The organism is Stappia stellulata (genome assembly GCF_020176715.1).
In the GTDB taxonomy this organism is placed as follows: domain Bacteria; phylum Pseudomonadota; class Alphaproteobacteria; order Rhizobiales; family Stappiaceae; genus Stappia.
On sequence record NZ_JAIVMF010000010.1, the window covers coordinates 132,365 to 157,614 of the forward strand.

A 25,250-nucleotide genomic window follows, 5' to 3' on the forward strand; every position below is an offset into this window, starting at 1 on the left:
CTGTCTTTCCCGCCACGGCATTCCCTCGGGGATGACATCGGTTCGGCGCGCGCACCTCCTTGTCGTCACGCCCGGCTCTTGCAGCTCCGGACCCTGGTCCGGCAGGCAGCCGGTTAAAATGCCCTCGTCCAGAAGATCCCGCGGGCTCTCGCGGGTTCGGGTGTCTCGGTCCGGGAGAAGAGCCTTTCATGTCAACGCTGCTCTGTTTGATTGGTATCGCGCTTGCGGCGCTAGCGCTGGTGGGTGTCGGCGTGCCGGCCTATCTGTTGTGCGTCGCCGGATTCGCGCTCTGCGTGATCGGCGGTCTGGGCCGCGCGCGTCTGTCGGTGGCGATTGCCGGCATGGTGTTCACGATCTTTGCCTTCGCCATCGCGCCCGACGGGTTTACCGCCGTGCTGCAGATGATGGACGTCAATCCGAAGCGCTTCTTCAAGTTCTACGACGGCATGTCGGGCTTCGTCGGATCGCTTGTCGTGCTGGCGCTGACCCTCGTCATGATCCGCCGCCATGCGCCGCAATCCTACGAGACGATGCTGGGCGCGTCGGATGATTTCGACAAGGTCGTCGTCGGCGCCGGCAAGCTGGCGTCCTGGCTCTTCATTCCGACGATGTTCGTCATCTTCTACGATGTCAGCCAGCGCAAGATGCTGGACTTCGACAACAATATCATCGATTCCGCCTTCTACTTCGACAGCACCAAGCTGCAGGAACTGGAATGGCACCTGCATTCGGTCCTGTTCCTCCTGTGTCTCGGCTTCGCCTACCGCTACGACGCCCATGTGCGCATCGAGCTCGTGCGCGACCGCATGGCGCAGCGCTCCCGGGTGTGGATGGAGCTGGTCGGCATCGTCTTCTTCCTGCTGACCTATTGCTACCTGATCGTCGAGTTCGGCTGGGTCTTCGCCAACAACTCCTACAAGATCGGCGAGGTGTCAGCCGCCCAGACCGGTCTCAGCCATCGCTGGATCATCAAGGCGATGCTGCCGTTCGGCTTCGCGTTGCTGTTCACGGCCGGGCTGTCGGCCGCATTCCGCTGCGTCGTCTATCTGTTCGGCCCGACCTATCTCAACGAACGCGCCGGCGATTATGCCGGCACCCATCACGCGGATCTGCCGGAAGACGTGGCCGTCAAGGGCCCGATAACGGATTGATCGGGGAAAACACACCATGACATTTGTGGAACTTCTGCCGGTCTTCATGTTCCTGGCACTGGGACTGTTGCTCTTCACCGGCTTTCCGGTCGCCTTTATTCTGGGCGGCATCGGCCTCGGCTTCGCCTTTCTCGCGCAGGAACTTGGCGCCTTCAACGTCGCCCGGCTCGTCATCATCCCGAACCGCATCTTCGGTTCGACGATGGAAAACCCGGTGCTCGTCGCGATCCCGATGTTCATCTTCATGGGAACGATGCTGGAGAAATCCGGCGTCGCCAAGGACCTGCTCAACTGCCTGCAGGTGCTGACGCGCCGGGTGCCGGGCGGGCTTGCGCTCTCCGTCACGCTGATGGGCACCATCATGGCGGCCACCACCGGTATCATCGGCGCCTCCGTGGTGATGATGACGCTGCTGGCGCTTCCGGTGATGATGGAGCGCAACTACAACATCCCGCTGGCGACCGGAACCATCGCGTCGTCGGGCACGCTCGGCATCCTCATTCCGCCGTCGATCATGCTGGTGATCATGTCGGACCTGATGTCGATCCCGGTCGGCACGGTGTTCGTCGCCGCCATCGTTCCGGGCCTTCTGCTGGCGGCGCTTTATGCGCTTTATATCCTGGTGCTGTGCCACTTCAAGCCGCAGCTCGCGCCGCCGTTGCCCGACGACATCGGTCCGACGACGCGGGCGGAATTCTGGATCATGATCCTGAAGAGCTTCGTGCCGCCGGTGTTCCTGATCGTCATCGTGCTCGGCTCGATCTTTGCCGGCCTCGCGACGCCGACGGAAGCCGCGGGCGTCGGCGCGGTCGGGGCGACGCTGCTGGCGCTGCTCAATCGCAAGCTCCGCTTCAGTGTCCTGCGCGATGTCTGCCATCGGTCGGCCCTGACCACGGCGATGCTCTTCGGCATTTTCCTCGGCGCGACCTGCTTTTCGCTGGTGTTCCGCTGGCTCGGCGGCGAGGTGCTGATCGACGAGTTCATCGCCTGGGCCGGCGTCGGTCCGTGGGGGATCCTCTTCGTGCTGATGGGCATGATCTTCTTCCTCGGCTTCTTCTTCGACTGGGTCGAGATCACGCTGATCGTGCTTCCGGTGTTCGGGCCGATCGTCGCCAAGCTCGACTTCGGCATGCATCTCGCCGGCTTCGAGGGGGTGGGCGAGGTGGCGCTGATCTGGTTCACCATCCTGGTCTCGACCAATCTGCAGACCTCCTTCCTGACGCCGCCGTTCGGCTTCGCGCTGTTCTACATGAAGGGCGTGGCGCCGCCGGAGGTGAACATCCAGCAGATCTACAAGGGCATCATTCCCTTCGTCCTGTTGCAGCTCATCGGGCTTGGTCTTTGCATCCTGTTCCCGGGGATCGTCCTGTGGCTTCCCAACGCATTGCTTTGAGTAAGCGCGCGTGACGTAATGCCGTGAAACCGGAAGCGGCCGGAGGTGTCCGGCCGCCGTCAAAGAAGATGGGCGGCATCGATGTCAGAGACGGACGACAACGGCGCGCGGGGCAGCGGGCTTCCCGCCTTCGAGGCGCATCCGGCCAGGGCCCTGGTCATCGGCGAGGTGCACGCGCGCCCGTTCCATCCCCTGTCGGGACCGCGGGTGTTCCTGCGCTACGGCTTCATCGCCGACGAGACGGCGGTTGAGGCGGACCGGGACTGGTTCGGCCGCTATTGCCAGTCGGTGGGCGAGCAGGGACCGGGCAAGGCGTCGCGCCACCATCTGGTGCGCATCGGCGAGAGCGTGTTGCGCCGCGAGCGGCACGGCGAATTCATCACCTACACCTGGGACGGGCCGGCCGGCCCGGAGGACGATCCGGCCGCGCCCCCGCCCGATCATCCCTTCGGGGCGCGCTTTCGCGCGCCGGGACCGCTGATGGTCGCCGTGCGCTGCGACTTCCTGCCGGCCGACAGCCCCGCCTTCCAGCGCCAGTTCGACCGTTTCGACCAGACCAGCCTGTCGGTGTCGGATGTCGACCAGAAGGCGGCGATCATCGCCACCGACTTCCGCCAGGACCGGGACGGGCTGACCCGCATCCTGATCGGCGACCGGACGCTCAACCAGGTGCAGGCGGGCGCGCTAACCCAGCGCCTCCTGGAACTGGAGACCTATCGCACTTTCGCCATGATGGGCCTGACCGAGGCCAACCGCCAGGCGCCGAAAGTGTCGATCATCGAGACCGGGCTGCTTGGCATCGCCGAACGCATGCGCGCCAGCGAGGGGCTGGAGGCGAACCGGCTGCTGCTCGACGAGCTGACGCGGCTGGCGGCGGATCTGGAAGCAGGTGCTGCCGCCAGCGCCTATCGCCTCGGCGCCAGCCGCGCCTATTATCTGATCGTGAAGCAGCGCCTCGAGGCGCTCGGCGAACAGCCGCGCGACGGGCATTTCACCTTCACGCAGTTTCTCACCCGGCGGCTGGCGCCGGCCATGCGCACCTGCGAGACGCTGGAAACCCGCCAGGCCAATCTGTCGCGCAAGCTGGCGCGCGCGGCGACGCTGTTGCGCACCCGTGTCGATGTGGAGCTGCAGGAACAAAACCGTGGCCAGCTGGCGGCGATGAACCGCCGCGCCCGGCTGCAGCTTCGCCTGCAACAGACCGTCGAGGGCCTGTCGGTCGCGGCGGTGAGCTACTATGTCGTCGGCCTGTTCGCCTATCTCGCCAAGGCGCTGGCCGACAGCCGTGTCGGCGCGGTCCTGCCGTCGCAGGGGGTGATGACGGGGATCGCGGTTCCCGTCGTGCTCATCACGGTCTTCGTGTTCGTTCGCCGCATCCGCCGCCATCATGACGAGCGCGAGGGCGATGAGTGAGGCTTTGGCAGATCACGGGTCCGGCCAGGCGCCGGCCTCGCGGTGTGGTGGCGCGGCGCCGGCCGCGGGACGGAGCCGGATACGAAAAGAGGCCGGACTGATGCCCGGCCTCGAAAGTCTTGGACACGACCGCCTGAGGCGGTCTGCGTCACTTCATGGTGCCGTCGGCATTGAACTGCGCCAGATAGGCAATGACGTCGCGCCGATCGTCTTCCTTGCGCAGCTTGAAGGCCATCTTCGACCGGCCGCCGAGGAACTTGCTCGGATCTTCGAGATAGGCGAACAGCTCGTCTGCGTCCCACTCGCCGGTGGTTTCGGCATGTTCTTCCGCGGCCTTGGAGTACTTGTAGTCCTCGACGCCGGCGGCCATGCGGCCGACAACGCCGTTCAGCTGCGGGCCGACCTTGTTGCGGGCGTCTTCGCCAACGGCATGGCAGGCCTGGCACTTGCGGAACACTTTTTCACCGGCGGCAGCGTCGCCTTCCTGGGCGTAGGCGTTCGCGGACATGGCCATGACGGCGGCGCCAGCAAGCAACATAAGACGTTTCATACGTTTCTCTCCCGAGATTCTCGTTTGCTACAGGTGGGACCGATCGTGCCCGAATTCCTGACTCCTGTACGGGTGAACACTAACACGATCTTGCGCGACGTCACCCCTGACGGGCATTTTGTCGCATTGGATTCCTGCCAGAATGCGGCTGGCAAACGGTCATTCCGCGGCAGCCGCCTCAGCCTCCGGCAAGGTCAGCCAATCGTCCAGCCCCTGGTCCCAATACGGAGCCGGCCCATAGAGTTTGGCGAGGAAGTCGATGAACACCCGCACCTTGGCGGGCAGAAAACGCCGGCTCGGATAGACCGCGTGGAGGCCGACGTTCTTCGAGGCGCGATAGTGCGGCAGGACGATGCGCAGCTTGCCTTCCCGCAGCTCCGGGCCGATGTCCCAGGTGGAGCGAAGCGCCACGCCGAGCCCGGCCAGAAGCGCCTCGCGCACGACCTCGCTGGAGTTCGTGCGGATCGGACCGCCGGTGCGCAGCATCTCCGTGCCCTGAGGACCCGACAGGCGCCAGACGTCCTGCTGCGTTGTCGCGAGGCAGGCGTGGTTGGCCTGCAGGTCTTCCACCGAAACGGGAGCGCCGGCGCGCTTCAGATAGTCCGGCGCGGCGCACAGGATGCGGTGAACCGGCGCCAGTCGGCGCGCCACCAGGCTGCTGTCTTCCAGCTCGGCGATGCGGATCGCCAGGTCGTAGCCCTCGCCGACGATGTCGATGAGTTCGTCGGACAGGTCGAGATTGACGGACAAGTCGGGATTGTCGGCGAGAAAGGCCGCCAGATGCGGCGCGATATGCATGCGACCGAAAGAGGTCGGCGCGCTCACCTTCAGCGTGCCGCGCGCGATCGCCGACCGGCGGGACACGAAGGCTTCCGCCTCTTCGACCGAGGCGAGTATCGCGACGACGCGTTTGTAATAACCCTGTCCGGCTTCCGTGAGCGCGAGCTGGCGGGTGGTGCGTTGAAGAAGCCGCGTGCCCAAGCGGTCTTCGAGCCGTCGAAGTCGTTTCGAGACGACCGCGGGCGAAAGACCCATTTCCCGGCCGGCCGCGGACATGCTCCCGGCTCCAACCACGCGCGCGAAGATTTCCATGTCGGGAAAACTGCTCATTTTCAACGCACCGGAATTTGTTTTTCTCTGGCTTCAACGATTTATGGACAAAGCCGGGTCTGCCAAGGTCGTGAACGCTCTTACCCTCGACGAAGTCCGGAATTGGCCCATACTGGTCTCTATTGGGTGTGTACGCGCACAAAAAGCGGGCGGATTTGTTTTCGTCACAGCAAAAATGTATCAGGGAGGATCGCTCGATGAGCGGGATAGTCATGCCCCGGCCCGACGACGAGGTCTTGGCGCGCCGCGGCGAGATCGTTGCGGCACTCAAGCGGCTGGTGCCCGGGGAGGGGGTCATCGACGCCGCCGTCGAGATGCGCGCCTACGAAAGCGACGCGCTGACGGCCTACCGGCAGCTTCCGCTGGTCGTCGTGCTGCCCGAGACGGTCGAGCAGGTCTCCGCCGTCTTGCGTTATTGCCACGAGAACAGCGTCAAAGTGGTCCCGCGCGGGGCGGGCACGTCGCTGTCCGGCGGGGCGCTTCCGGTCGGCGACGGCGTGCTGCTGTCGATGATGAAGTTCAACCAGGTTCTGGACATCGACCCGGCGAACCGGGCGGCCGTTGTCCAGCCCGGCGTTACCAACCTCGGCATCACCCGCGCGGTGGAGCATCTGGGCTTTTATTACGCGCCGGATCCCTCCTCGCAGATCGCCTGTTCCATCGGCGGCAACATCGCGGAAAATTCCGGCGGCGTGCATTGCCTCAAATACGGCCTGACCACCAACAACGTGCTGGGGCTGGAAATGGTGCTGGTCACCGGCGAGGTGATCCGGCTCGGCGGCAAGCATCTCGACGCCGAAGGCTATGACATCCTGGCGCTGATGACCGGGTCGGAAGGGCTTTTGGGCGTCGTCACCGAGGTCACCGTGCGCATCCTGCAAAAGCCGGAGACGGCGCGCGCGGCGCTGATCGGCTTTCCCACCAGCGAGGACGGCGGCCAATGCGTCGCCGACATCATCGGCGCCGGCATCATCCCCGGCGGCATGGAGATGATGGACGAACTGGCGATCAACGCGGCGGAGGACTTCGTCAACGCCGGCTATCCGCGCGACGCCGGCGCGCTGCTGATCGTCGAGCTCGACGGCCCGGAAGCCGAGGTCGATTACCTGCTCGGCGAGATTGAGGCGATCGCCCGGCGCAACAAGGCCAGTTCGCTGCGCGTCTCCACCAGCGAGGAGGAGCGCAACACCTTCTGGGCGGGACGCAAGGCGGCCTTTCCCGCTGTCGGGCGGATCTCGCCCGATTATCTTTGCATGGACGGCACCATCCCGCGCAAGGCCCTGCCGGAAGTGCTGACGCGCATGCGTGCGCTCGGCGAGACACACGGGCTGCGCTGTGCCAACGTCTTCCATGCCGGCGACGGAAACCTGCATCCGCTTATTCTCTATGATGCCAACCAGCCGGGGCAGCTTGAGGCGGCCGAGGCCTTCGGGGCCGATATCCTCAAGCTGTGCGTGGAGTTCGACGGTGTGCTCACCGGCGAGCACGGCGTCGGCATCGAAAAGCGCGACCTGATGCCGGAGATGTTCACCGAGGACGATCTGAAGCAGCAGCAGCGGGTCAAATGCGCCTTCGATCCCAAGCAGTTGCTAAATCCCGGGAAGGTGTTTCCCGTGCTGCACCGCTGCGCCGAGCTCGGCCGCATGCATGTGCACAAGGGGCAGTTGCCGTTTCCCGACATTCCCAGGTTCTGAAGGCTCAGTCGATGTCAGATACACTGTCACCGCGCAGCGCGGACGAGGTTCGCGAAGCCGTGCAATGGGCGGCAGCCGAGGAGCAGCCGCTGGAGGTTCTCGGAACCGGCTCGAAGCGTGCGCTCGGGCGACCGGTTCAGGCGGCTCATGCGCTGGATCTCTCCGCGCTCTCCGGCATCATGCTCTACGAGCCGGCCGAACTGGTGATTTCCGCGCTTGCCGGAACGCCGCTTGCCGAAATCGAGGCAGCACTTGACGCGCACAACCAGGAGCTCGCCTTCGACCCGATCGACTATGGCGCGCTGCTCGGCCACGCTCCGGGTGCGGGAACCGTGGGCGGAATGATCGGCGCCAATCTCGCCGGCTCCAAGCGGCTGAAATTCGGCGCCGCGCGCGACCATATCCTCGGCATGGAAGCGGTCTCGGGCCGGGGCGAGATCTTCAAGTCCGGTGGCCGCGTCGTGAAGAATGTGACCGGCTACGATCTGCCGCGCACGCTGACCGGCTCCTGGGGGACGCTTGCGGTCGCGACCCGGATCACGCTGAAGGTGCAGCCAAGGGCGGAGATGGAAGCGACCTTCGTCATTTCGGGGTTGAACCCGCGCGAGGCGACGCAGGCGATGACCGCGGCGATGGGATCCTCCGCCGAGGTTTCGGCCGCGGCGCATCTTCCGCCGGAGATCGCCGCCGTGCTGTCGGCGCACGGCCACGCGCTGAGCGGGGCGGCGACGCTTCTGCGCCTGGAGGGCTTTGCCTCCTCCGTCGACTATCGCTTTGCCGCGCTCAAGGCGCTGCTGCAGGTCGGCGGGACGGTCTCGCGGCTCGAGGCGGAGGCCTCGCGCGCGCTATGGCGGGACGTGCGCGATTGCCGGGCGTTTGCGGGAACGGACGAGCATGTGTGGCGGATTTCCGTGGCGCCGACAGCCGGAGCCGATTTCATCGCGCGGGTGCAGGCGGCGTTTGCCTGCCAGGCCTATTGCGACTGGTCGGGCGGTCTGGTCTGGCTGGCGGTGTCGGGAGAGGATCCGCAGGCGGATGCCGTGCGCGCGGCCGTGGCTGACGTGGGCGGCGGGCATGCGATGCTGGTGCGCGCGCCGGCGCCCCTCCGCACCGCCGTTGCGGTGTTCCAGCCGCAGCCTGAGGCGCTTGCCGCCTTGTCCGCGCGGATCAAGGCGCAGTTCGATCCGCACGGCGTGCTCAACCCCGGACGGATGGGGTCGTGAGGAGATGAGGGGATCGACGGCTTCCGGCGGGCGCGCAGCCCCAACGCTGCGCGATGCCTGGTTCGAGACGGTCCGCGCCGGGGCGGCGCGGACCCGTGCCGGCTCCGGTTCAGGAGGTTTTTTTCTTCAGCCCGGCGTTGCATTGGACCGGCACCTGATAGGTCATGCCGTCGCGCTGGTTGGTCGTGGTCTTGATCGACCATGTGTTGTTCTTGGCCTTGTTCTTGCGGGCAGCGACCGCGTCGAGCTCGAAATAGGCGCGGGCGCTGACGGTCCAGGTCTTGAGAAGAACGGCGGACTTCCGCAGGCCCTTGGCCCTCTGGTTGGTCAGGTTGATCTCGCAGGCCTGTTTCGGCGACGGCCCCTGCCAGGCGGTCTTGGCGGTCGGCACGACCGGGCTGACGTTGAGGGTCACGGTGCGCCGGGTGCCCGAACCGACATCGCGGTTGGCGAAGGACCGGCTCCACTTGCCGCCGTCGCCCTCGAAGTAGAGGACGCCCTTGAAGGCGCCGAGCTTCATGGCGACGATGCGCTCGCCGCTGGTGGCGCGGGCATGCAGCTTCAGCAGGAACCGGTGGCCGGAACTCTTGATCTTCGTATAGCCGCCGGCATCGGCCGAGACTTCGATCGGGACGGCATCGATGCCGTCTTTCGTGAGGCTCACGGTCTCGATCCAGTCCTTGGCCGAAGCCGCGGAAACGAGCGAAACGACAAGCGTGGATGCGATTAGGATTGTCCGGGTCGTGTGCATCGAAAACACTCCAAGGCGTTTGTGTGTGCCTCGCCTTGGAAACAAGCCTTAGGGCAAGCCGCCTGAACGCACTGTGACGCAGATCTCAATCCGGCGTTCATGTTCGACAAACGCCGCAATCGTCGATGGAAGAGGAACAGGGTCGGATGCAGACGAATTTCTCGATTCACCAGCTGGCCGATCCGCATGTCGCGGAATCCGAGAAGATCCTGCGCAAATGCGTGCACTGCGGCTTTTGCACGGCCACCTGCCCGACCTTCGCGCTTCTGGGCGATGAACTCGACAGCCCGCGCGGCCGCATCTACCTGATCAAGGAGATGCTGGAGAACGACCGGCCGGCCGACGCGCGCACGGTGAAACACATCGACCGCTGCCTGTCGTGCCTGTCCTGCATGACGACCTGTCCCTCCGGCGTCCACTACATGCATCTTGTCGATCATGCGCGCGCGCATATCGACAAGACCTATCGCCGACCGCTGGCGGACCGGGCGTTGCGCGAGCTTCTGGCCTTCGTGCTGCCCAAACCCGACCGCTTCCGCCTGTCGCTGGTCGCGGCCTTCTTTGCCCGTCCTTTCGCCGGGGCGCTGAAGGCTGCCGGCGGACCGCTGAAGCAGATGGGGGCGATGCTGGAGCTTGCGCCGGCCAGAGCACCGGCACGCTCGCGCATGGAAGGTCCGGCGACATTTGCGGCCGAAACGCCGGCCCGCGCCGGGCGCGTGGCGCTTCTGTCCGGCTGCGCCCAGCCGGTGCTTGCCCCGCATATCAACGATGCGACGATCCGGCTGCTGACGCGAAAGGGCGTTGACGTGGTGCTGCCGAAGGGCGAGGGCTGCTGCGGCGCGCTGGTGCATCACATGGGCAAGGAGGAGCGGGCGCTTGCCGATGCCAGGCGCAATGTCGACGCCTGGACGGCGGAGATCGAGGGGGAGGGCCTGGACGCGATCCTGATCACGGCGTCGGGCTGCGGCACCACGGTCAAGGACTACGGCTTCATGCTGCGCGGCGATCCGGCCTATGCAGAAAAGGCCGCGCGGGTATCGGCGCTGGCCAAGGACATCACCGAATATCTGGCGACGCTGTCGCTCGGCGATCCGGTCGCGGCGCCCGATCTCACGGTTGCCTATCATTCGGCCTGTTCGATGCAGCACGGGCAGAAGATCACCCGCCAGCCCAAGGACCTGCTGAAAGCGGCGGGCTTTGCGGTGCGCGACGTGCCGGAAGGGCATCTGTGCTGCGGGTCTGCTGGCACCTACAACATCCTGCAGCCAGATCTCGCGCGCCGGCTGCGCGACCGCAAGGTCGCCAACATCGAGGCGACGCGGCCCGACCTTATCGCCACCGGCAACATCGGCTGCATGACGCAGATCGGCGGTGGCACGGAGGTTCCCGTGGTGCACACGGTCGAGCTGCTCGACTGGGTGTATGGCGGTCCCGTCCCTGTGACAATTGCCGAGACGCCGCTTGCCGGGCGCACGGTGCCGCGCGTGCAGGAAGCGGCCGGGTAGCCCTCAGTTTTTCTTGATGCGGTAGCTCTCGTGGCAGGACTTGCAGGTCTGGCCCATGGCCTTGAGCGCCTGACGGAGCGCGCTGCGGTCGAGGTCGTCGGGGTCGGTCTCGGCAAGGTCGACCGCCGCAGTCGCCAGGGCATCCGACTTGGCCTGGAAGTCATCGAAATCCGTCCAGATCTCCGCGCGCGCCTCGCTCAACTCCGACAGGCTTCCTTCGGGAAACTGGTCGGGAAACAGCTTGGCATGCTCGGCGACCCGGGATCCAATCTCCCGTGCGGCATCCGCATCGACCTTGTCCGACTTCACCATGGCGGCGAGCGCCTTCATGTCCCTGGCAATCTCCGACATGGTGTCCATGCGCTCCTTGACGATGCCGGTTGCGCCCTGATGCGCGACCGCCGACACGGTGGCAAGGCCAAGGGTTAAGGCGAGGGCGCAGGCCGCAACGCGCGCCGGGCCGGTCTTGAACATCGAAAGCGGGGCAAATCGCATCGGCTGCGGGACTCCCTGTGCAAAGTGAGTGTTTTTACGTGGATGACGCAGCGGCAGGATGCAGGAGGCCGCTCAATTTCGCAAGACCGCGACCGACGCGACGGGGGACGGCGGGTCGGGTAACAGCATCGTCGTATGCACCAAATGCGTATAGGCGATGTTCAACAGGGACACCGCGATCAACAGGGCGATCACAACGCCGAGCGATACGGGCGCGCAGAGCTTTTGCTTGAGATATGCGAGCGTCGCGACGAAGGCGGCGGCCGGCTGTTCTGCGGAGGGCGGGCTGGCGACATCCGCCGCCGGCGGCAAGGGCGGCACGCTCGTGTCTGATGCGGCGGAGCGACTGACGGTCTGGTTCGCCTGCGCCGCTGCCGGTTCCTGCGCGCGCCCGCTGGAGCTGTCGGAAGACGGGGGTTTGCGGCGGATCTCGAGCGTATAGCCAACGTTGGCGAGATGAATATGGACGGGCTCGGCGGCGCCATCGCCGGCAAAATGCTTGCGCAGAACGTTGCGCAGCCGGGAGGCATTGACGCGCACAATCGGATTGGAGCGGGGATTGAAGCCGTCACGCTGGTCGAAAACCGCACCCGCGATCACCGGCTCGCTCAGGGCGTCGGGCGTCGCGTCAAGATGGACGTTGACGAGGTAAGCCAGCAGGCGGCTGATCTTCGGCGCGCGCGCGAGCGCCGGGGCGGACAGAAGGCGCTGAAGGGCGGCACGTATCTCGTCGGCCGTCAGCGGTTCCACATCCCCGGTGTCTTTCGCGACCGCGATGCGATCACGACCTGCCTCCTGCGTCGCCATAAGCCCCCCGATAATGGCGTAAACCTGCCAAACGCGTCTGCCACGGGTAAACTATAGGGATTTTTCACAATGGCGCAAACCGCCAGACGCATGGCGCGTCAGGCGATTTCGGTGCAGGTTGCAGGCGGGCGCGCCTGAACGTCCGGTCCGTGCGGCGACGATCGGGTCCTGTCTAGATGACCTGGACCTTCGCGCCGACCGGAACACGGTTGTAGAGGTCCGTGACATCCTCGTTGCGCATGCGGATGCACCCGGAGGACACTGCACGGCCGATTGTCCAGGGCTCGTTCGATCCGTGGATGCGATAGAGCGTGGAGCCGAGATAGAGCGCGCGCGCGCCAAGCGGGTTGTTGGGGCCGCCCGGCATGAAGGTCGGAAGATTCGGCTGGCGCTTGCGCATTTCCGCCGGCGGACGCCAGTCCGGCCACTCGGCCTTGCGCGACACCGTATGGGTTCCGGCCCATTCAAAGCCCGGCCGGCCGACGCCGACGCCGTAGCGGCGGGCGAAACCGCCTTTTTCGATGAGATAGAGATAGCGCGCGCCCGTATCGATGACGATCGTGCCGGGCTTCTGCTTGCCGTCCCAGGCAACCGTGGTCGGCAGGAACCGCGGATCGATGCCGCGCTGGGCGGTGCGGCGCGGGCTGGCGACCGCCGGAGCCGAGGCCCGCACGGTACCCCGGCGGACCTGCTGCCGCTGGCGCGGCAGGGGGCGGTTGCTCACCGCGGGGCGCATCGCGCGCCGCTGCGGTTGCAGCTGCAACACCCAGGGCTCGGTGAGATCGGGGCTGAGCAGAAGCGGCGGCGCGCCGGCGCCGCTGCGGAAATCCGCCTGCGCGGACGTGACGAACGGGGCGCAGGCAAGCGCCAGCGCCATCAGGACAATTCGGGATCGGTGCATCGACGTACTCGCAACCTCTTCGCCGGAACCATGGGCCGCGCGCCGCCGTCAGGCGCCTTTGACCCTTCCGGCTCAAGGCTCCCGCAACGGAACGCATGGCCGCAAGGATAGGGCCGGCGAAACCAGCAAAGGTGAATCCGGGCGCGTTTGGGCGGGTTTCGATGCGTCTTTCTGCCGGCGTGGTTAGCGCCGCGTTTCCAGACGTGGTCAACGAGATCTGAAGAGGATCGGCGGCGCGGGCCCCGGCGTTAACCTGCCGGTCCGCCGCTCCCGGTCCTTCGGGCGCCCTCAGTTCACCAGCGGCCGGATCTCGCGGACGATGGAGGGCAGGAGCGGCTCCACCTGGGCCGGACGCATGCCCGGCCGGATGCGCCGGTGATAGAGCATGTTCAGGATGTATTTGTCGAAGGAGGTGAAACGGCTGTGGCGCGAGCGGTCGTTGAAGACCGAGTGGGACAGCGAGGGATCGTCGTTCATCGGTCCCAGGCCCTGCAGCACCTCCTCCACCAGGCAGCGGCGAAACAGGAAGTCGCCCTCGTCCGACACGATAACGGCGGCCGACTGGGAAATGCCGCTGCTGTCCGACACCACCCGCACCAGGCAGCGGCCCGGCACATCGGCGCGCGGATCATTGTAGATCCTCTCGCGCACCACATCTCCGTATTGGCTGCGGTCGACGATATAGATGTGAAAATTGGCGTCCTCGGGCCTGGCCACGATGGTCGTTGCCAGGCCGCGCACGCTGCGTCCGAGCGAGCCGATGAACCGATAGGCCACCGGCTTGCGGTCCCGACGTGCCAGGTTGTGGACGTAGAACCGGACCGGGCCGACGTATTTCTTCACCAGATACGGCTGCCAGCTCCAGGAGCGGTACTCCAGTCCGAAGACCGTTTTCATGAAGCCGCTGATCAGTTCCTCGGTCGAGAACGTGTAAGGGGCCGCCCTGGTTTGCGCGAGCGGCGCCGAAAGCCCCAGAAACAGGGTGGCGAGGAGGACCGACAAAACGGTTCTGGCAATGCGCACGGGCGGCTTCCGGCTTCCGGGTCTTGCGATGATCGACGACCATCGTCGCCGGAGACCATACAAAATGGAGCGACCGAGCGGAACGGCAAATTGCCTGTCGTCGATCGGCCTGTTTGGGCGGGCTGTGGCGCGTATCCGGTGAGGCGGCGGGCAAACGCAGGGGGCGGGAACATTTCCTTAAACCTCGTCGTCTATACAGGTTTTCCATGCACGGTGGCGCCCGGCCCGAGATGTGGAGACGGACAAAACAATGACGGCGACAAGAAGAGCTTTCAGAGCCGAAAGCCTATTGCACAAGTCGGATTCTTCGCGCACCGGCGACGGAGCCAGCGGTCGGCAGCATCAGGAGATCATGGCGGAGATCGCGTCGATCAAGGCGCTGATTCGCCCCTCCGAAGAGGTCGGGCACACGATGCTCGAGACCTTCAAGGCCGAGCTTGGCGAAGCGTTCAAGCTCAAGGCCGAACTCGATTCCATCTATGAGGCGATCGCCAAGACCAAGCGCGAGATCGCGACCCTGCACAACACCGCAGGGTCCGAGAGCCAGGACATGACCCGCGTCACCAACGAACTCGACGCGGTTGTCTCCGGCACGGAAGGCGCGACCGAGGGCATTCTCTCCGCCGCCGAGTTCATCGACGAGACCGCGAACACCTTGAGTGCGCGGCTGTCGGGCCAGGACGCGGAGCTTGCCAACGATATTCAGGAGAAGGTCGTCCAGATCTTCGAATCCTGCAATTTCCAGGACCTCACCGGCCAGCGCATCACCAAGGTCATCAACACGCTGCGCTTCATCGAGGACCGTATCGTCCGCATGATGGACATCTGGGGCGGCATCGAGACCTTCAAGTCGATCGAGCCGGAAACCCGGCCCGAGCGCGAGGGCGACGCGGCCCTGCTCAACGGTCCGTCGCTCGACATCGACGCCGGCGTCGCGAGCCAGGACGATATCGACGCCCTTTTCGCCTGACCGGCCGTTTCCTCATCCGACACGTCGCGCAAGGCATCGGCTTCCCCGCTCCAACCGTACGACGCATCGCTCCAATGCCCCTGCTTGAACGCGCGGGCATTGGAGTCTAGTGTGAACAAATCAGGAACTTTCGGGGCGGGAGGCTGTGACGCCGTTCGCGGTGCGGTCTCCCGCGTCCCTCGCCAGTGGAACGGAAACGAGATGGCCGACGAGGACGTGAAAAAGGGGTTGTTGCGCGGCGAGGACGGGCAATTGCGCTGCTGGTGGCATGGCAACAAGCCGGACTACCTCGTCTATCATGATGCGGAGTGGGGGCGGCCGATGGCCGACGACCGCCGGCTGTTCGAGAAGATCTGCCTGGAGGGCTTTCAGTCGGGCCTGTCGTGGCTGACCATCCTGCGCAAGCGCGAGAACTTCCGCGCCGCCTTCGCCGGTTTCGACGTCGATCGGGTCGCGGAGTTCGGCGAGGCGGATATCGCCCGCCTGCTCACTGATGCCGGCATCGTGCGCCATCGCGGCAAGATCGTGTCGACCATCAACAATGCGGCCCGCGCCCGCGAATTGCGCGACGAGTTCGGCTCGCTCGCGGCCTATTTCTGGCGGCACGAGCCGGGGCCGGAGGAACGTCCGGCGCGGTGCGACCATGCCAGTCTCTCGGTTCTGGCGCAGACGCCGACGTCAAAGGCCCTGTCGAAGGATCTCAAGAAGCGCGGCTGGAGTTTCGTCGGTCCGACGACCGTCTATGCCTTCATGCAGGCCATGGGGCTGGTCAACGACCACCTCGAAGGCTGCTGCATGCGCCAGACCGTGGAGGCGGAACGGCAGGCGTTCCGGCGGCCGGGCGGCGGGTGATCGCACTTTTGTAGTATGAATCTCGCCGAACGTTGCGTTCCCGAATCTTATTCGGCTATTTTGACGATGGGATTCGGTCCTTTGTCGCATGCTTCCGCAAGGATGCGCGGCCGGGGACGGGCTCGCGAGCGAACAACAGGCGCCGTCAACAAGGCGCCCCTAGGGGAGGTTTTAGGATGAAACTTGCGCGCATCGCCGCCGGTCTGGCGGTTGGCGTGGGTCTTGGCGTGGCATCGGTGATGTCGCCGGCCCTCGCGGAAGAGACCACGCTCCGCATCACGCTTCAGTTGCCGATGAAGAGCCACCTCGGCCAGAACGTGGCGCTCTTCAAGGAGAAGGTCGAAGCGCTCTCGAATGGCGACGTGTCGGTCGAGATCTACGATTCCGCCCAGCTCTACAAGGACAGCGAAGTGCCCCAGGCGGTCGGCTCCGGCGCCATCGAGATGGGCGTGGCGTCGCTCACCCGCTATGTCGGCGACGTTCCGGCCGTCGACCTGTTCTACATGCCCTTCCTGCTGAACAACGAGGAACTGGTGCGCAAGGCCGTCGCGCCGGGCAGCCCGGTGCGCGCGCCGCTCGACGAGGCGATCCTCGGCACCGGCAGCCGCGTGCTGTGGTGGCAGGCCTATGGCGGCGTCGTGCTGCTGTCCAAGGAGGCGCCGCTGAAGACCCCGGCCGACATCGAGGGCAAGAAGGTCCGCGTCTTCGGCAAGACACTGGGCGAATGGATCAAGGCCGCCGGCGGCGCGCCGACGCTGATCTCCGGCTCCGAGCAGTATATCGCCTACCAGCGCGGCACGGTGGATATCGGCATGACCGGCGTGTCCGGCGTCAAGAGCCGGCGTCTGTGGGAAGTGATGGACACGATCACCGTCACCAACAACGCCGACATCGAGTTCATCGTGGTGGTCAACGAGGACTTCTGGCAGGGCCTGCCGGAGCAGCACCGCGACTGGATCACCCAGGCCGCTCTTGAGGCCGAGCAGGACGTGCGCGACCGCATGGCCTCCATCGAGGCGGAAGCCTATGCGATGGCCAAGGAGAACGGCATGACCGTCTACGAGCTAAGCGACGACGAAATCGCGGCCTGGAAGGCGGCGGCCCAGCCGGTTTACGACCAGTTCGCGGCCGATGCCGGCGATCTCGGTCAGCAGGTGCTCGACGCGGCGCGCAAGCTCGCCGAATAACGCAGGCGCTGTCCCGGCCGGAGCGGCAGGTCCGTTCCGGCCAGTTCCTCGCCGGAGCGGTCCATTCGCTCCGGCCCTTTTTCTGTGATGGACCCTCTCATGTTGCGGATCATCGACGGCGCTTCGCGCTTTGCCGGCCTGATTGCGGGCTGGGGTTACTTCCTGATTGCGCTGATGCTCGGATACGAGGTGCTGATGCGCTATCTCGGCGATCCGACCATCTGGGCCGAGGAGCTGTCGCGCATGGTCCTCATCTGGGCGACCTTCGGCGGCGCCGCGCTGCTGCTGCATCGCCGGCAGCACATCGTGATCACGCTGCTGACCGACAATCTGTCTGCGGGCGCACGCCGCGCGCAGGAGCTTTTCGTGCTCGCCTTCATCGTCGTCCTGTCGGCCGTCATCGTCTATTACGGCTCCGGCATCGCGATGGATTCCTTCACGCGCGGACGCACCACCGGCTCCATGCTCGATGTTCCCGCCTGGTGGTCGCAGGCTTCCATTCCCGCCTGTTTCGCGCTGCTCGGCATCCAGGCGCTCGCCGAGGCCCTGCGGGTCGCCGTCAACGGCATCGACAGCGCCGCGCCGCAGCGCGTCGATCACTGAGGCCGCCGACATGACATCCCTGCTCATTCTCGCGGCGCTCTTTGCGCTTCTTCTCGCCGGCATCCCGGTCGCCTTCGCGCTGACCGGCCTCGGCTTCGGCCTTCTCGCCGTCGGCGGCTTCTCGCCGCTGATGGTGCCGCAGGGCCTGTTGTCCTCCGCCGACAGTTTCGTACTGGTCGCCGTGCCGCTGTTCCTGCTGATGTCGAACGTGCTCTTGAAGGGCGGTGTCGGCCGCGACCTCTTCGCTGCCGTCCAGGCCTGGGTCGGACACTGGCCCGGCGGGCTGGCTGTTGCCACCATCCTCTCCTGCGGCATCTTCGCGGCGATTTCCGGCTCCTCCGTCGCAACGGCTGCCACCATCGGCACGGTGGCGATCCCCGAGATGACGCAGCGCGGCTATCCGCGTCGTTTCGTGCTCGGACTTCTGGCGGCCGGCGGCACGCTCGGCATTCTCATTCCGCCCTCGATCCCGATGATCGTCTATGGCGTGATCACCGAGGAATCGATCATCTCGCTGTTCCTGGCCGGCATCGGTCCCGGCCTGTTGCTGATGGCGCTCTTCATCGGGTGGTCGGTGCTTTATGCAAGCTTTGCCTCCGACTACCAGCCGAGCCCGCGGTCGAGCTGGGCGGAACGCCGGCGCACCGCATTGCGCGCCTTCCCGACGGTCGTGCTCGCCGCTCTCGTCATCGTCGGCATCTACACCGGCCTGTTCACGCCGACGGAGGCGGCGGCCGTCGGTTTCATCGGCGCTCTGGTGGTCGTCGGCCTCATCCTGCGCACCCTCGACTGGCCGAAGCTGCGCGACGCGGTCGCCGAGGCGATGACGACGACGGTCGCGATCCTGCTGATCGTTGCCGGCGCCAAGGTCTTCGGCAAGGCGATCACGCTCTACCGGATCCCGCAGGACATCTCGATGTTCCTGTCGGAGCATATTTCCTCCGCCGGCATGTTCGTGCTGCTGGTGGCGCTGGTGCTGCTGGTCATGGGTCTCTTCCTCGAGGCCCTGTCGATGATGCTGATCATGGTGCCGGTGCTGTCGGGCGCGCTCTTTGCCCTCGGCCTCGATCCGATCTGGTTCGGCGTCTTCTTCGTCGTCATGGTCGAATGCGCGCTGATCACCCCGCCGGTCGGGCTCAACCTCTATGTCATCCAGGCGGTCGGCAAGGCCACCATGGGCGAGGTGTCCTCCGGTGTCTGGCCGTTCCTGCTGATCATGCTGTTCAGCGTGCTGCTGATCTTCTGGTGGACCGACCTGGTGCTCTATATCCCCTTCAAGATGTAATCCTGCCGGGGGCGCGGGACCGCCTGCGCCTCCTCCGAGAAAGGCTAAGACCATGACAACGCCCGCCGCGCGCCTGCGCGCCCATTTGGCCGCGACCCCGCTGACCGTGATGCCCTGCTGCTTCGACGGCCTGTCCGCGAGGCTGATCGGCGATGCCGGCTTTCCGGTCTCCTTCATGTCGGGCTTCGCCGTGTCGGCCGCGCGTATCGGTGCGCCGGACACGGGCCTGATCTCCTATGGCGAGATGGTCGACCAGGGCCGCAACGTTTGTGCCGCCACCTCCGCGCTGATCATCGGCGACGGCGACACGGGCTATGGCAACGCTCTCAACGTCAAGCGCACGGTCAAGGGCTACGCGCAGGCGGGTTTTGCCGCCGTGATGATCGAGGACCAGGTCGCGCCCAAGCGCTGTGGTCATACCAAGGGCAAGCTGGTGGTCTCGCGCGAGGAGGCGGTCGACCGGATCAAGGCGGCGGTGGACGCGCGCGAGGAAGGCTCCGACATTCTCATCCTGGCGCGCACCGATGCCCGCCACGGCCATGGCCTTGACGAGGCTCTGGAACGCGCCCGCGCCTTCAAGGAGGCGGGTGCCGATCTTCTTTTCGTGGAAGCGCCGCATGATGTGGGCGAGATGGAAACGATCTGCCGCGAGGTGCCGGGCTGGCACATGGCCAATCTGGTGGAAGGCGGGGCGACGCCGCTGTTGCCGCATGCCGAACTGGAGCGCATCGGCTATCGCCTTGCCGCCTATCCGCTGACGCTGCTTTCCGCCGCGATCAAGGCGATGCAGGGCGCTTTGAGCGAAATGGCCGCCGGCCGGCACCCCGACGCAGCCCTTCTGCCTTTCGCCGATCTGCGCAAGGCGGTCGGCTTTGATGCCTATTACGAGGAAGAAAGCCGCTACGCCGACAGGCGCGACTGACGGCAGGCGTTGCGGCACCGCGAAAAAACACGCGGCCGCGTTGATCCACCGCTCGTCACCTTGCGTAAGGTTTGCTGAAAGCCGGAGGACGACGGCCGTTCCCGATCCGCCGTCACCCACCCGAATCCGGCTTTTCGGGCGGTCCACCCCGATCGGCCACCCGTTTTGGAGGTCGCTCTCCCCCGGAGCGGCCTCCTTTTTTTATGCGTGCTTCAGGTGCCGCCAACCGCCATCGCCGGGGCCTTCGCCGTCCAGCCCGTCGCCTCGTCATAGGCCTTGGCGACCTGCAAGACACCGAGATCGTCACGCGGCCGGCCGATGATCTGGAAACCCGTTGGCAGGCCTTCGGCGTTGAAGCCGGCCGGCACGGACACGGCCGGAAGGCCCAAGAGGCTGACGCCGATGACCGTCTCCATCCAGCGGTGATAGGTTTCCATCGTGCGCCCGGCGATCTCCTTCGGCCAGTCGAGTGTGACGTTGAAGGGATAGACCTGTGCGCTCGGGGCGACCAGATAGTCGTAGCGCTCGAAAAGCCGCAGCACGGCGCGATACCAGGCGCTGCGCATTGAACTCGCCTCTTCGATGGCCGTCATCGACAGCGCGCGCCCGCGTTCGATCTCCCAGATCGCGGCGGGCTTCAGCTTGTCGCGGGTGGCGGGGTCGTCGTAGATCGCTCCGAGTTTCGCGGCCACGCGCCAACTGCGCAGATCCGTCCAGGATTGCCAGATGCGCTCCGGGGCATAGCCCGGTCCGGTTTCCTCCACATGGGCGCCAAGCTCGACGAGCCGCGTCAGTCCGTCACCCACGAGGTCGAGAATGCCGTCCTCGAACGGCAGATGGCCGTCGAGATCGCCGAGCGACCCGATGCGCAGGCCCTTGGCCTTCGGCGTGAGCGGTGCTGCAAAGAGGCTGCCGTCACCGTCGAGCGACTGCGGCGCGCGCGGGTCGTGGCCGGCCTGCACGGACAGGAGCATCGCCAGATCGTCGAGGTCGCGGGCCATCGGCCCGTCGGTCGCCATCGTGTCCATGAAGAGTTCGGGCGCGGGGCCGGACGGCACCCGTCCGTAGCTCGGGCGCATGCCGATGACGTTGTTGAAGGCGGCCGGATTGCGCAGCGAGCCCATCATGTCGCTGCCGTCGGCAACCGCGAAGATCCGGGCCGCGATGGCCGCCGCCGCCCCGCCGCTGGAGCCGCCGGCGCTGCGGGTGGTGTCATAGGGGTTCAGCGTCGGGCCGAACAGCGGATTATAGGTATGCGAGCCGAGGCCGAATTCCGGGACGTTGGTCTTGCCGATTAGAATGGCCCCGGCCGAGCGCATGCGCGCCACATGGATGCTGTCTTCCGCCGGCACCTGACGGGCGAAGACGGGCGATCCCATGGTGGTCGTCAGCCCCGCCGTCATGGCGAGATCCTTGATCGCCTGCGGCATGCCGTGCATCCAGCCGCGCGAATGCCCGGCGGCAAGTTCGGCGTCCAGCGTGTCGGCTTCGGCGAGCAGCGCATCCGTGTCGCGCAGCGACACAACGGCATTGAGCGTCGGATTGAGCGTGGCGATGCGGGCAAGCGTTGCCTGCATCACCTCGCGCGCCGAGACACGCCTTGCGTGGATCGCGTCCGACAGGGCGCGCGCGGACAGCGCGGTGATTTCGTCTGCGGTCATTGTCCGGGCCTCCCGTCCCGTGTGCCTTGAAGAAACAGGGACTTAAGAGCCGACCTTTTCCGCCAGCGGATCGTAGAGCGGATTGCTGGTGCCGAACACATAGTCAAGCGTGGTGACGCTGACATGCGGCGCGCCGTGGTCGCGCAGCAGCGTCGCGCAATCGGCGGCACTTGCAGCCGGGCAATGCAGCAGCAGCGGCTGGCCGACCTGGGTGCCGAAGGGCGCGATCGCGCCGAACTGCTCGCCGGCCGCGCGGGCCGTCAATTCGGGGGCTGCCACCAGCGCGCGGATTTCCCGGAAGCCCCGGGCGCGCTCTTCGGCCGCGATCCGGTCGAGGATGATGCGGGCAAAGCCCAGCTGCTCGGCGCTCCAGTCCGCGCTCAGCGAGGCGACCAGATTGGCCTGGCTCTTCAGGATCACGCCGTCGTCGAGGATCTTCAGATTGTTGGCGACAAGCGTCGAGCCGGTGGTGGTGATGTCGACGATCAGTTCCGCCGTTCCGGCCGCCGGCGCGCCTTCGGTGGCGCCGGCGCTTTCCACGATCCGGTAGTCGGAAATGCCGTGTTCGGCGAAGAAGCGGCGCGTCAGCGTCACATATTTGGTCGCGACCCGCAGCCGCTCACCCTTGCGGGCGCGAAAATGCGCCGCGACATCGGCAAGGTCGGCCATGGTCGACACGTCGATCCAGGCGTCCGGCACGGCGACCACAACATCTGCGAAGCCGAAGCCGAGCGGGGTGACGGTGTGCACGCTGGTCTCTGGGTCAGCAATGGTTTCATGCACCAGATCGAGCCCGGTGACGCCCAGATGCGCCTGACCGTTGGCGAGTTCCCGCGCGATTTCGGAGGCCGAGAGAAAGGCGATTTCCACCTGGCTGGCCTCGAAGCGTCCGAGCCGGCCGCGATAGTTGCGCGCGCCGCCGGGCTGGCGCACGGGCAGGCCGGCGCGGGCGAAGAAATCGTGCGTGTTGTCCTGCAGCCGCCCCTTGGAGGGAATGGCGATGGTCAATGCCGTCATGACACCCTCAAATGCGATCCAGCCAGATGGAAAACCCGGTGGCCGGAATGTGAGCCGTGGCGCCGAGCAGCGCCAGAAGCCTGTCGTAGCGTCCGCCGCCGACGATCTGGCCTGCCGTCTCGCGCGAGGCGGAATGGATCTCGAAAACGAAGCCGGTGTAATAGTCGAGCCGGCGACCGAAATCGGCGGCAAACGTCAGGGACGCGTCGGAGATGCCATGTGCGGCGATGGCATCGAGGCGGGCGGAGAAACTCTCCAGCGCCTGCGTCAGGTCGAGGCCGACGTCCTTCGCAAAGACCTCGATGGTCTTCACCGAGGCGCGCGGATCGCCGGCAATCGCCAGATAGCGGGTCAAAACGTCGGCAGCGCGGTCGGTCTCGGGGTCGTGGCGGGCAAGGGCCGCCTGTTCCAAAAGCCGCTCGGCGATGTCGCTGGCGCTGCGTCCGGCAATCGGCTTGAGGCCGGTCAGGCGCAGAAGCTCGGCGACCGCCGACTGGGCCGTGTCTTGGGCAAGCCCCTCGAGCGCGCGGGCAAGGGTCGCCGCCGAGGACGTGTCGTCGCGCTCCGCCTCGCCGCCGCTTCGCATGGCGCGGATCGCCGCGTCCAGCCGGTCGCGTTCGCCGAAGAGATCGCCGAGACGGCGCTCCCACACCGCCGGCAGGTTCAGCCCGCCGAGCACGGCGCGAAACAGCGCCTCGTCGCCGATGTGGATGCGCGCGTCGATGACGCCGAGCGTTTCCAGCGCGGAGAGCGCCAGCGCCAGCGTGTCGGCGTCGGCGGCTTCCAGGTCGGCGCGGCCGAGACATTCCACGCCCGCCTGCATGAACTCGCCCGCGCCGTCCTGGCGCTGGCGGAACACCTTGCCGCAATAGGAATAGCGCGCCGGCGTCTCCGGCGCGCCGCCGTCGAGATGCGCCCGGCAGACCGGGATCGTGTAGTCGGGGCGCAGGCAAAGCTCCTCGCCGGCGCGGTCGCTGGTGAGATACATGCGCCCGCGAATGTCCTCGCCGATCAGGTCGAGGAAGAGCCGCGAGGGTTGCAGGATCTCAGGTTCCATCGCCGGAAAGCCTTCGGCCTGAAACAGCTCGCGCAGACTGGCGTAAGGGTCGGGCAGGGTCATGCGCCGGCTCCTTCCGTGCCGCTCTTCGCGCGGTCGTCGGCCTGTTCGGCGAGCATGCGCTTCACCGTCTCGACCAGCTCGGCCTCGGGCACGCTGATCTGCGCCGGGCGGCTTTCGCGCCAGGTCACATTGTCGGCGATCTCGCCGGACAGCCGCTTGCCCTCGATCAGGTCCTTGATCTGGACGACGCCCTCGGCGCGTTCGTCGCCGCCCTGGATGATGGCGAGCGGGCAGTCGCGCCGGTCGGCGTATTTGAGCTGGTTGCCGAATTTCTTCCAGTTGCCCTGGTACATCTCGGCGCGGATGCCGGCGGACCGCAGGTCCTGGGTCATCTTCTGGTAGCGCGCGAGGTTTGCCGTGTCGCCGTCCATCACGGTGACCAGCACGGGCGCGAGCACCGCGTCGTCCTTGAGCTTGCCGAGGTTCTTCAGCGCCGTCATCAGCCGCGAGACGCCGATGGAAAAGCCGGTCGCCGGCACGTCGCGCCCGGTGAAGCGCTTGACCAGCCCGTCATAGCGCCCGCCGCCGCCGACGGAGCCGAACTGCACGACCTCGCCCTTCTCGTTGGTGACGTCGAAGAGGAGCTCCGCCTCATAGACGGGCCCGGTGTAATATTCGAGGCCGCGCACGACGGAGGGGTCGACGGAAATCCGGTCGGCCTTGTAGCCGGCCGAGGTCACCAGATCGGAAATCAGCTTGAGCTCGCTGAAGCCTGCCTCGAATTCCTCGTTGATCGCCAGCTTGGAAAGCGCGGCCGTCTTGAAGGTGAGATCGTTGCGGTCGTCGATCAGGTCGTCGATGGCCGAGGCTTCCAGGATCTCGATGATCGCCTCGATGGCGGTCGCGGAGAGGTTCGCGCCCTTGGTGAAGTCGCCGCTCTCGTCCTTGCGGCCCTCGCCAAGCAGCAGGCGCACGCCTTCGCTGCCGAACTTGTCGTATTTGTCCATCGCCCTGAGCACGGTCAGCCGCCGCTCGGCGTCTTCCGGATCGCCGAGGCCGATCGCCGCCATCACGCCGTCGAGCACCTTGCGGTTGTTGACGCGGATGATGTACTGGCCGCGCGGAATGCCGAGGGCCTCCATCGTGTCGGCCATCATCATGCACATTTCCGCGTCCGCCTGGACGCCCGGTGCGCCGACCGTATCGGCGTCGAACTGCATGAACTGACGGAAGCGACCGGGGCCGGGCTTTTCATTGCGGAACACCCAGCCGGCGCGGTAGCTGCGAAACGGCAGCTGGATCTCGTTGATGTTTTCCGACACATGGCGGGCGAGCGGCGCGGTCAGGTCGTAGCGCAGGCTCATCCACTGTTCGTCGTCGTCCTGCACGGAAAAGACGCCGGCATTCGGCCGGTCGGTGTCGGGCAGGAATTTTCCGAGGCAATCGGTGTATTCGAACGCCGGCGTTTCCACCGGATCGAAGCCATAGGCCTCGTAGACGCCGCGGATCTTCGCCAGCATCGCGTCGGTCGCGCGGATGTCTGCGGCGGAGCGGTCGACGAAGCCGCGCGGCAGGCGCGCCTTGAGCTTGTTCGGTTTGGTCTTGGCCATTGGCGTTTGAAGGTCCGTTCAATCGGGAAGGGGCAAAGGGGACAAACCCCGGTGCCGGTTGCCGGTT

23 protein-coding genes are annotated in these 25,250 nt (G+C 66.1%); 12 read left to right on the forward strand and 11 right to left on the reverse strand.

Features of this window, described 5'->3' with window-relative positions; translation table 11 throughout:
• The first annotated feature begins 188 nt into the window (after positions 1-188).
• The 3 genes from LC092_RS13475 to LC092_RS13485 all read left to right on the forward strand — a co-directional run bounded on the left by LC092_RS13475 (position 189) and on the right by LC092_RS13485 (position 3,957).
• Positions 189-1,151 (forward strand): TRAP transporter small permease subunit, encoded by a 963-nt coding sequence (locus tag LC092_RS13475; RefSeq protein ID WP_224807127.1) that lies wholly within the window; start codon positions 189-191, stop codon positions 1,149-1,151.
• A 16-nt stretch (positions 1,152-1,167) separates the two neighbouring features.
• Positions 1,168-2,544 (forward strand): TRAP transporter large permease, encoded by a 1,377-nt coding sequence (locus tag LC092_RS13480; RefSeq protein ID WP_224807130.1) that lies wholly within the window; start codon positions 1,168-1,170, stop codon positions 2,542-2,544.
• 81 nt (positions 2,545-2,625) lie between these two features.
• Positions 2,626-3,957, forward strand: coding sequence for a DUF3422 family protein (locus tag LC092_RS13485; RefSeq protein WP_224807131.1), 1,332 nt, complete (start codon positions 2,626-2,628; stop codon positions 3,955-3,957).
• Between the two features lie 148 nt (positions 3,958-4,105).
• Here the strand turns inward: LC092_RS13485 and LC092_RS13490 are convergent, their stop codons facing one another.
• On the reverse strand, positions 4,106-4,507 hold the full coding sequence (locus LC092_RS13490; protein WP_224807133.1) for a c-type cytochrome: 402 nt from the start codon (positions 4,505-4,507) through the stop codon (positions 4,106-4,108).
• A 159-nt stretch (positions 4,508-4,666) separates the two neighbouring features.
• Positions 4,667-5,617 carry a LysR family transcriptional regulator gene (locus tag LC092_RS13495; RefSeq protein ID WP_224807135.1) on the reverse strand — a complete coding sequence of 317 codons (951 nt, stop codon included), beginning with the start codon at positions 5,615-5,617 and terminating at the stop codon, positions 4,667-4,669.
• A gap of 197 nt (positions 5,618-5,814) precedes the next feature.
• Between LC092_RS13495 and LC092_RS13500 the strand changes: the two genes are divergently transcribed.
• Together LC092_RS13500 and LC092_RS13505 are read left to right on the forward strand one after the other, a co-directional pair.
• Complete coding sequence (locus LC092_RS13500; protein WP_224807140.1) at positions 5,815-7,311, forward strand: FAD-linked oxidase C-terminal domain-containing protein; 1,497 nt, start codon at positions 5,815-5,817, stop codon at positions 7,309-7,311.
• An 11-nt stretch (positions 7,312-7,322) separates the two neighbouring features.
• Complete coding sequence (locus LC092_RS13505; protein WP_224807142.1) at positions 7,323-8,534, forward strand: FAD-binding protein; 1,212 nt, start codon at positions 7,323-7,325, stop codon at positions 8,532-8,534.
• A 109-nt stretch (positions 8,535-8,643) separates the two neighbouring features.
• On the opposite strand, the gene LC092_RS13510 is transcribed toward LC092_RS13505, so the two are convergent.
• The gene (locus LC092_RS13510; protein ID WP_224807144.1) at positions 8,644-9,285 is read right to left on the reverse strand and encodes a hypothetical protein; all 642 of its coding nucleotides are present in this window, start codon (positions 9,283-9,285) and stop codon (positions 8,644-8,646) included.
• Positions 9,286-9,431: 146 nt separating this feature from the next.
• Here LC092_RS13510 and glcF point away from each other — a divergent pair, with 146 nt between their 5' ends.
• Positions 9,432-10,790, forward strand: coding sequence for a glycolate oxidase subunit GlcF (gene glcF / locus LC092_RS13515; protein WP_224807146.1), 1,359 nt, complete (start codon positions 9,432-9,434; stop codon positions 10,788-10,790).
• Positions 10,791-10,793: 3 nt separating this feature from the next.
• Here glcF and LC092_RS13520 read toward each other — a convergent pair whose 3' ends face one another.
• The 4 genes from LC092_RS13520 to LC092_RS13535 all read right to left on the reverse strand — a co-directional run bounded on the left by LC092_RS13520 (position 10,794) and on the right by LC092_RS13535 (position 14,016).
• Positions 10,794-11,285 (reverse strand): c-type cytochrome, encoded by a 492-nt coding sequence (locus LC092_RS13520; protein WP_224807148.1) that lies wholly within the window; start codon positions 11,283-11,285, stop codon positions 10,794-10,796.
• A gap of 72 nt (positions 11,286-11,357) precedes the next feature.
• Positions 11,358-12,092 (reverse strand): hypothetical protein, encoded by a 735-nt coding sequence (locus tag LC092_RS13525; protein ID WP_224807150.1) that lies wholly within the window; start codon positions 12,090-12,092, stop codon positions 11,358-11,360.
• A gap of 172 nt (positions 12,093-12,264) precedes the next feature.
• The gene (locus LC092_RS13530) at positions 12,265-12,993 is read right to left on the reverse strand and encodes a L,D-transpeptidase (RefSeq protein ID WP_224807152.1); all 729 of its coding nucleotides are present in this window, start codon (positions 12,991-12,993) and stop codon (positions 12,265-12,267) included.
• 288 nt (positions 12,994-13,281) lie between these two features.
• Positions 13,282-14,016: a DUF2927 domain-containing protein gene (locus LC092_RS13535; RefSeq protein WP_224807154.1), complete on the reverse strand. Its 735-nt coding sequence runs from the start codon at positions 14,014-14,016 to the stop codon at positions 13,282-13,284.
• A 250-nt stretch (positions 14,017-14,266) separates the two neighbouring features.
• On the opposite strand from LC092_RS13535, the gene LC092_RS13540 reads away from it, so the two are divergent.
• The 6 genes from LC092_RS13540 (at position 14,267) to LC092_RS13565 (ending at position 19,835) form a co-directional block, all read left to right on the forward strand.
• The gene (locus LC092_RS13540; RefSeq protein ID WP_224807155.1) at positions 14,267-14,986 is read left to right on the forward strand and encodes a protein phosphatase CheZ; all 720 of its coding nucleotides are present in this window, start codon (positions 14,267-14,269) and stop codon (positions 14,984-14,986) included.
• 201 nt (positions 14,987-15,187) lie between these two features.
• A complete protein-coding gene (locus tag LC092_RS13545; protein WP_224807157.1) occupies positions 15,188-15,838 on the forward strand; it encodes a DNA-3-methyladenine glycosylase I in 651 nt (216 codons plus the stop codon).
• A gap of 176 nt (positions 15,839-16,014) precedes the next feature.
• Entirely contained in the window at positions 16,015-17,025 is a 1,011-nt protein-coding gene (gene dctP, locus LC092_RS13550) for a TRAP transporter substrate-binding protein DctP (RefSeq protein WP_224807161.1), read from the forward strand.
• 99 nt (positions 17,026-17,124) lie between these two features.
• The gene (locus LC092_RS13555) at positions 17,125-17,628 is read left to right on the forward strand and encodes a TRAP transporter small permease (RefSeq protein WP_224807163.1); all 504 of its coding nucleotides are present in this window, start codon (positions 17,125-17,127) and stop codon (positions 17,626-17,628) included.
• A gap of 10 nt (positions 17,629-17,638) precedes the next feature.
• Positions 17,639-18,913 carry a TRAP transporter large permease gene (locus LC092_RS13560; RefSeq protein WP_224807165.1) on the forward strand — a complete coding sequence of 425 codons (1,275 nt, stop codon included), beginning with the start codon at positions 17,639-17,641 and terminating at the stop codon, positions 18,911-18,913.
• 52 nt (positions 18,914-18,965) lie between these two features.
• Positions 18,966-19,835, forward strand: a complete 870-nt coding sequence (locus LC092_RS13565) for an isocitrate lyase/PEP mutase family protein (protein WP_224807167.1) — start codon at positions 18,966-18,968, stop codon at positions 19,833-19,835.
• Between the two features lie 212 nt (positions 19,836-20,047).
• Here the strand turns inward: LC092_RS13565 and LC092_RS13570 are convergent, their stop codons facing one another.
• From LC092_RS13570 to hisS, 4 genes are read right to left on the reverse strand one after another with little or no spacing between them, the layout of a single operon-like run.
• Complete coding sequence (locus LC092_RS13570) at positions 20,048-21,496, reverse strand: amidase (RefSeq protein WP_224807170.1); 1,449 nt, start codon at positions 21,494-21,496, stop codon at positions 20,048-20,050.
• A gap of 42 nt (positions 21,497-21,538) precedes the next feature.
• Positions 21,539-22,513 carry an ATP phosphoribosyltransferase gene (gene hisG / locus LC092_RS13575; RefSeq protein ID WP_224807179.1) on the reverse strand — a complete coding sequence of 325 codons (975 nt, stop codon included), beginning with the start codon at positions 22,511-22,513 and terminating at the stop codon, positions 21,539-21,541.
• A 7-nt stretch (positions 22,514-22,520) separates the two neighbouring features.
• Positions 22,521-23,633: an ATP phosphoribosyltransferase regulatory subunit gene (locus tag LC092_RS13580; RefSeq protein ID WP_224807183.1), complete on the reverse strand. Its 1,113-nt coding sequence runs from the start codon at positions 23,631-23,633 to the stop codon at positions 22,521-22,523.
• Positions 23,630-25,183, reverse strand: coding sequence for a histidine--tRNA ligase (hisS, locus tag LC092_RS13585; protein ID WP_224807184.1), 1,554 nt, complete (start codon positions 25,181-25,183; stop codon positions 23,630-23,632). The genes LC092_RS13580 and hisS overlap by 4 nt, the downstream gene beginning before the upstream one ends.
• Positions 25,184-25,250 lie beyond the last annotated feature (67 nt).

Excerpts from the sequence above, each read along its gene's own strand:
- LC092_RS13475 (WP_224807127.1), top strand. The coding sequence starts at position 189 with ATGTCAACGCTGCTCTGTTTGATTGGTATCGCGCTTGCGGCGCTAGCG.
- LC092_RS13480 (WP_224807130.1), top strand. The coding sequence starts at position 1,168 with ATGACATTTGTGGAACTTCTGCCGGTCTTCATGTTCCTGGCACTGGGA.
- LC092_RS13485 (WP_224807131.1), top strand. The coding sequence starts at position 2,626 with ATGTCAGAGACGGACGACAACGGCGCGCGGGGCAGCGGGCTTCCCGCC.
- LC092_RS13490 (WP_224807133.1), bottom strand. The coding sequence starts at position 4,507 with ATGAAACGTCTTATGTTGCTTGCTGGCGCCGCCGTCATGGCCATGTCC.
- LC092_RS13495 (WP_224807135.1), bottom strand. The coding sequence starts at position 5,617 with ATGAGCAGTTTTCCCGACATGGAAATCTTCGCGCGCGTGGTTGGAGCC.
- LC092_RS13500 (WP_224807140.1), top strand. The coding sequence starts at position 5,815 with ATGAGCGGGATAGTCATGCCCCGGCCCGACGACGAGGTCTTGGCGCGC.
- LC092_RS13505 (WP_224807142.1), top strand. The coding sequence starts at position 7,323 with ATGTCAGATACACTGTCACCGCGCAGCGCGGACGAGGTTCGCGAAGCC.
- LC092_RS13510 (WP_224807144.1), bottom strand. The coding sequence starts at position 9,285 with ATGCACACGACCCGGACAATCCTAATCGCATCCACGCTTGTCGTTTCG.
- glcF (WP_224807146.1), top strand. The coding sequence starts at position 9,432 with ATGCAGACGAATTTCTCGATTCACCAGCTGGCCGATCCGCATGTCGCG.
- LC092_RS13520 (WP_224807148.1), bottom strand. The coding sequence starts at position 11,285 with ATGCGATTTGCCCCGCTTTCGATGTTCAAGACCGGCCCGGCGCGCGTT.
- LC092_RS13525 (WP_224807150.1), bottom strand. The coding sequence starts at position 12,092 with ATGGCGACGCAGGAGGCAGGTCGTGATCGCATCGCGGTCGCGAAAGAC.
- LC092_RS13530 (WP_224807152.1), bottom strand. The coding sequence starts at position 12,993 with ATGCACCGATCCCGAATTGTCCTGATGGCGCTGGCGCTTGCCTGCGCC.
- LC092_RS13540 (WP_224807155.1), top strand. The coding sequence starts at position 14,267 with ATGACGGCGACAAGAAGAGCTTTCAGAGCCGAAAGCCTATTGCACAAG.
- LC092_RS13545 (WP_224807157.1), top strand. The coding sequence starts at position 15,188 with ATGGCCGACGAGGACGTGAAAAAGGGGTTGTTGCGCGGCGAGGACGGG.
- dctP (WP_224807161.1), top strand. The coding sequence starts at position 16,015 with ATGAAACTTGCGCGCATCGCCGCCGGTCTGGCGGTTGGCGTGGGTCTT.
- LC092_RS13555 (WP_224807163.1), top strand. The coding sequence starts at position 17,125 with ATGTTGCGGATCATCGACGGCGCTTCGCGCTTTGCCGGCCTGATTGCG.
- LC092_RS13560 (WP_224807165.1), top strand. The coding sequence starts at position 17,639 with ATGACATCCCTGCTCATTCTCGCGGCGCTCTTTGCGCTTCTTCTCGCC.
- LC092_RS13565 (WP_224807167.1), top strand. The coding sequence starts at position 18,966 with ATGACAACGCCCGCCGCGCGCCTGCGCGCCCATTTGGCCGCGACCCCG.
- LC092_RS13570 (WP_224807170.1), bottom strand. The coding sequence starts at position 21,496 with ATGACCGCAGACGAAATCACCGCGCTGTCCGCGCGCGCCCTGTCGGAC.
- hisG (WP_224807179.1), bottom strand. The coding sequence starts at position 22,513 with ATGACGGCATTGACCATCGCCATTCCCTCCAAGGGGCGGCTGCAGGAC.
- LC092_RS13580 (WP_224807183.1), bottom strand. The coding sequence starts at position 23,633 with ATGACCCTGCCCGACCCTTACGCCAGTCTGCGCGAGCTGTTTCAGGCC.
- hisS (WP_224807184.1), bottom strand. The coding sequence starts at position 25,183 with ATGGCCAAGACCAAACCGAACAAGCTCAAGGCGCGCCTGCCGCGCGGC.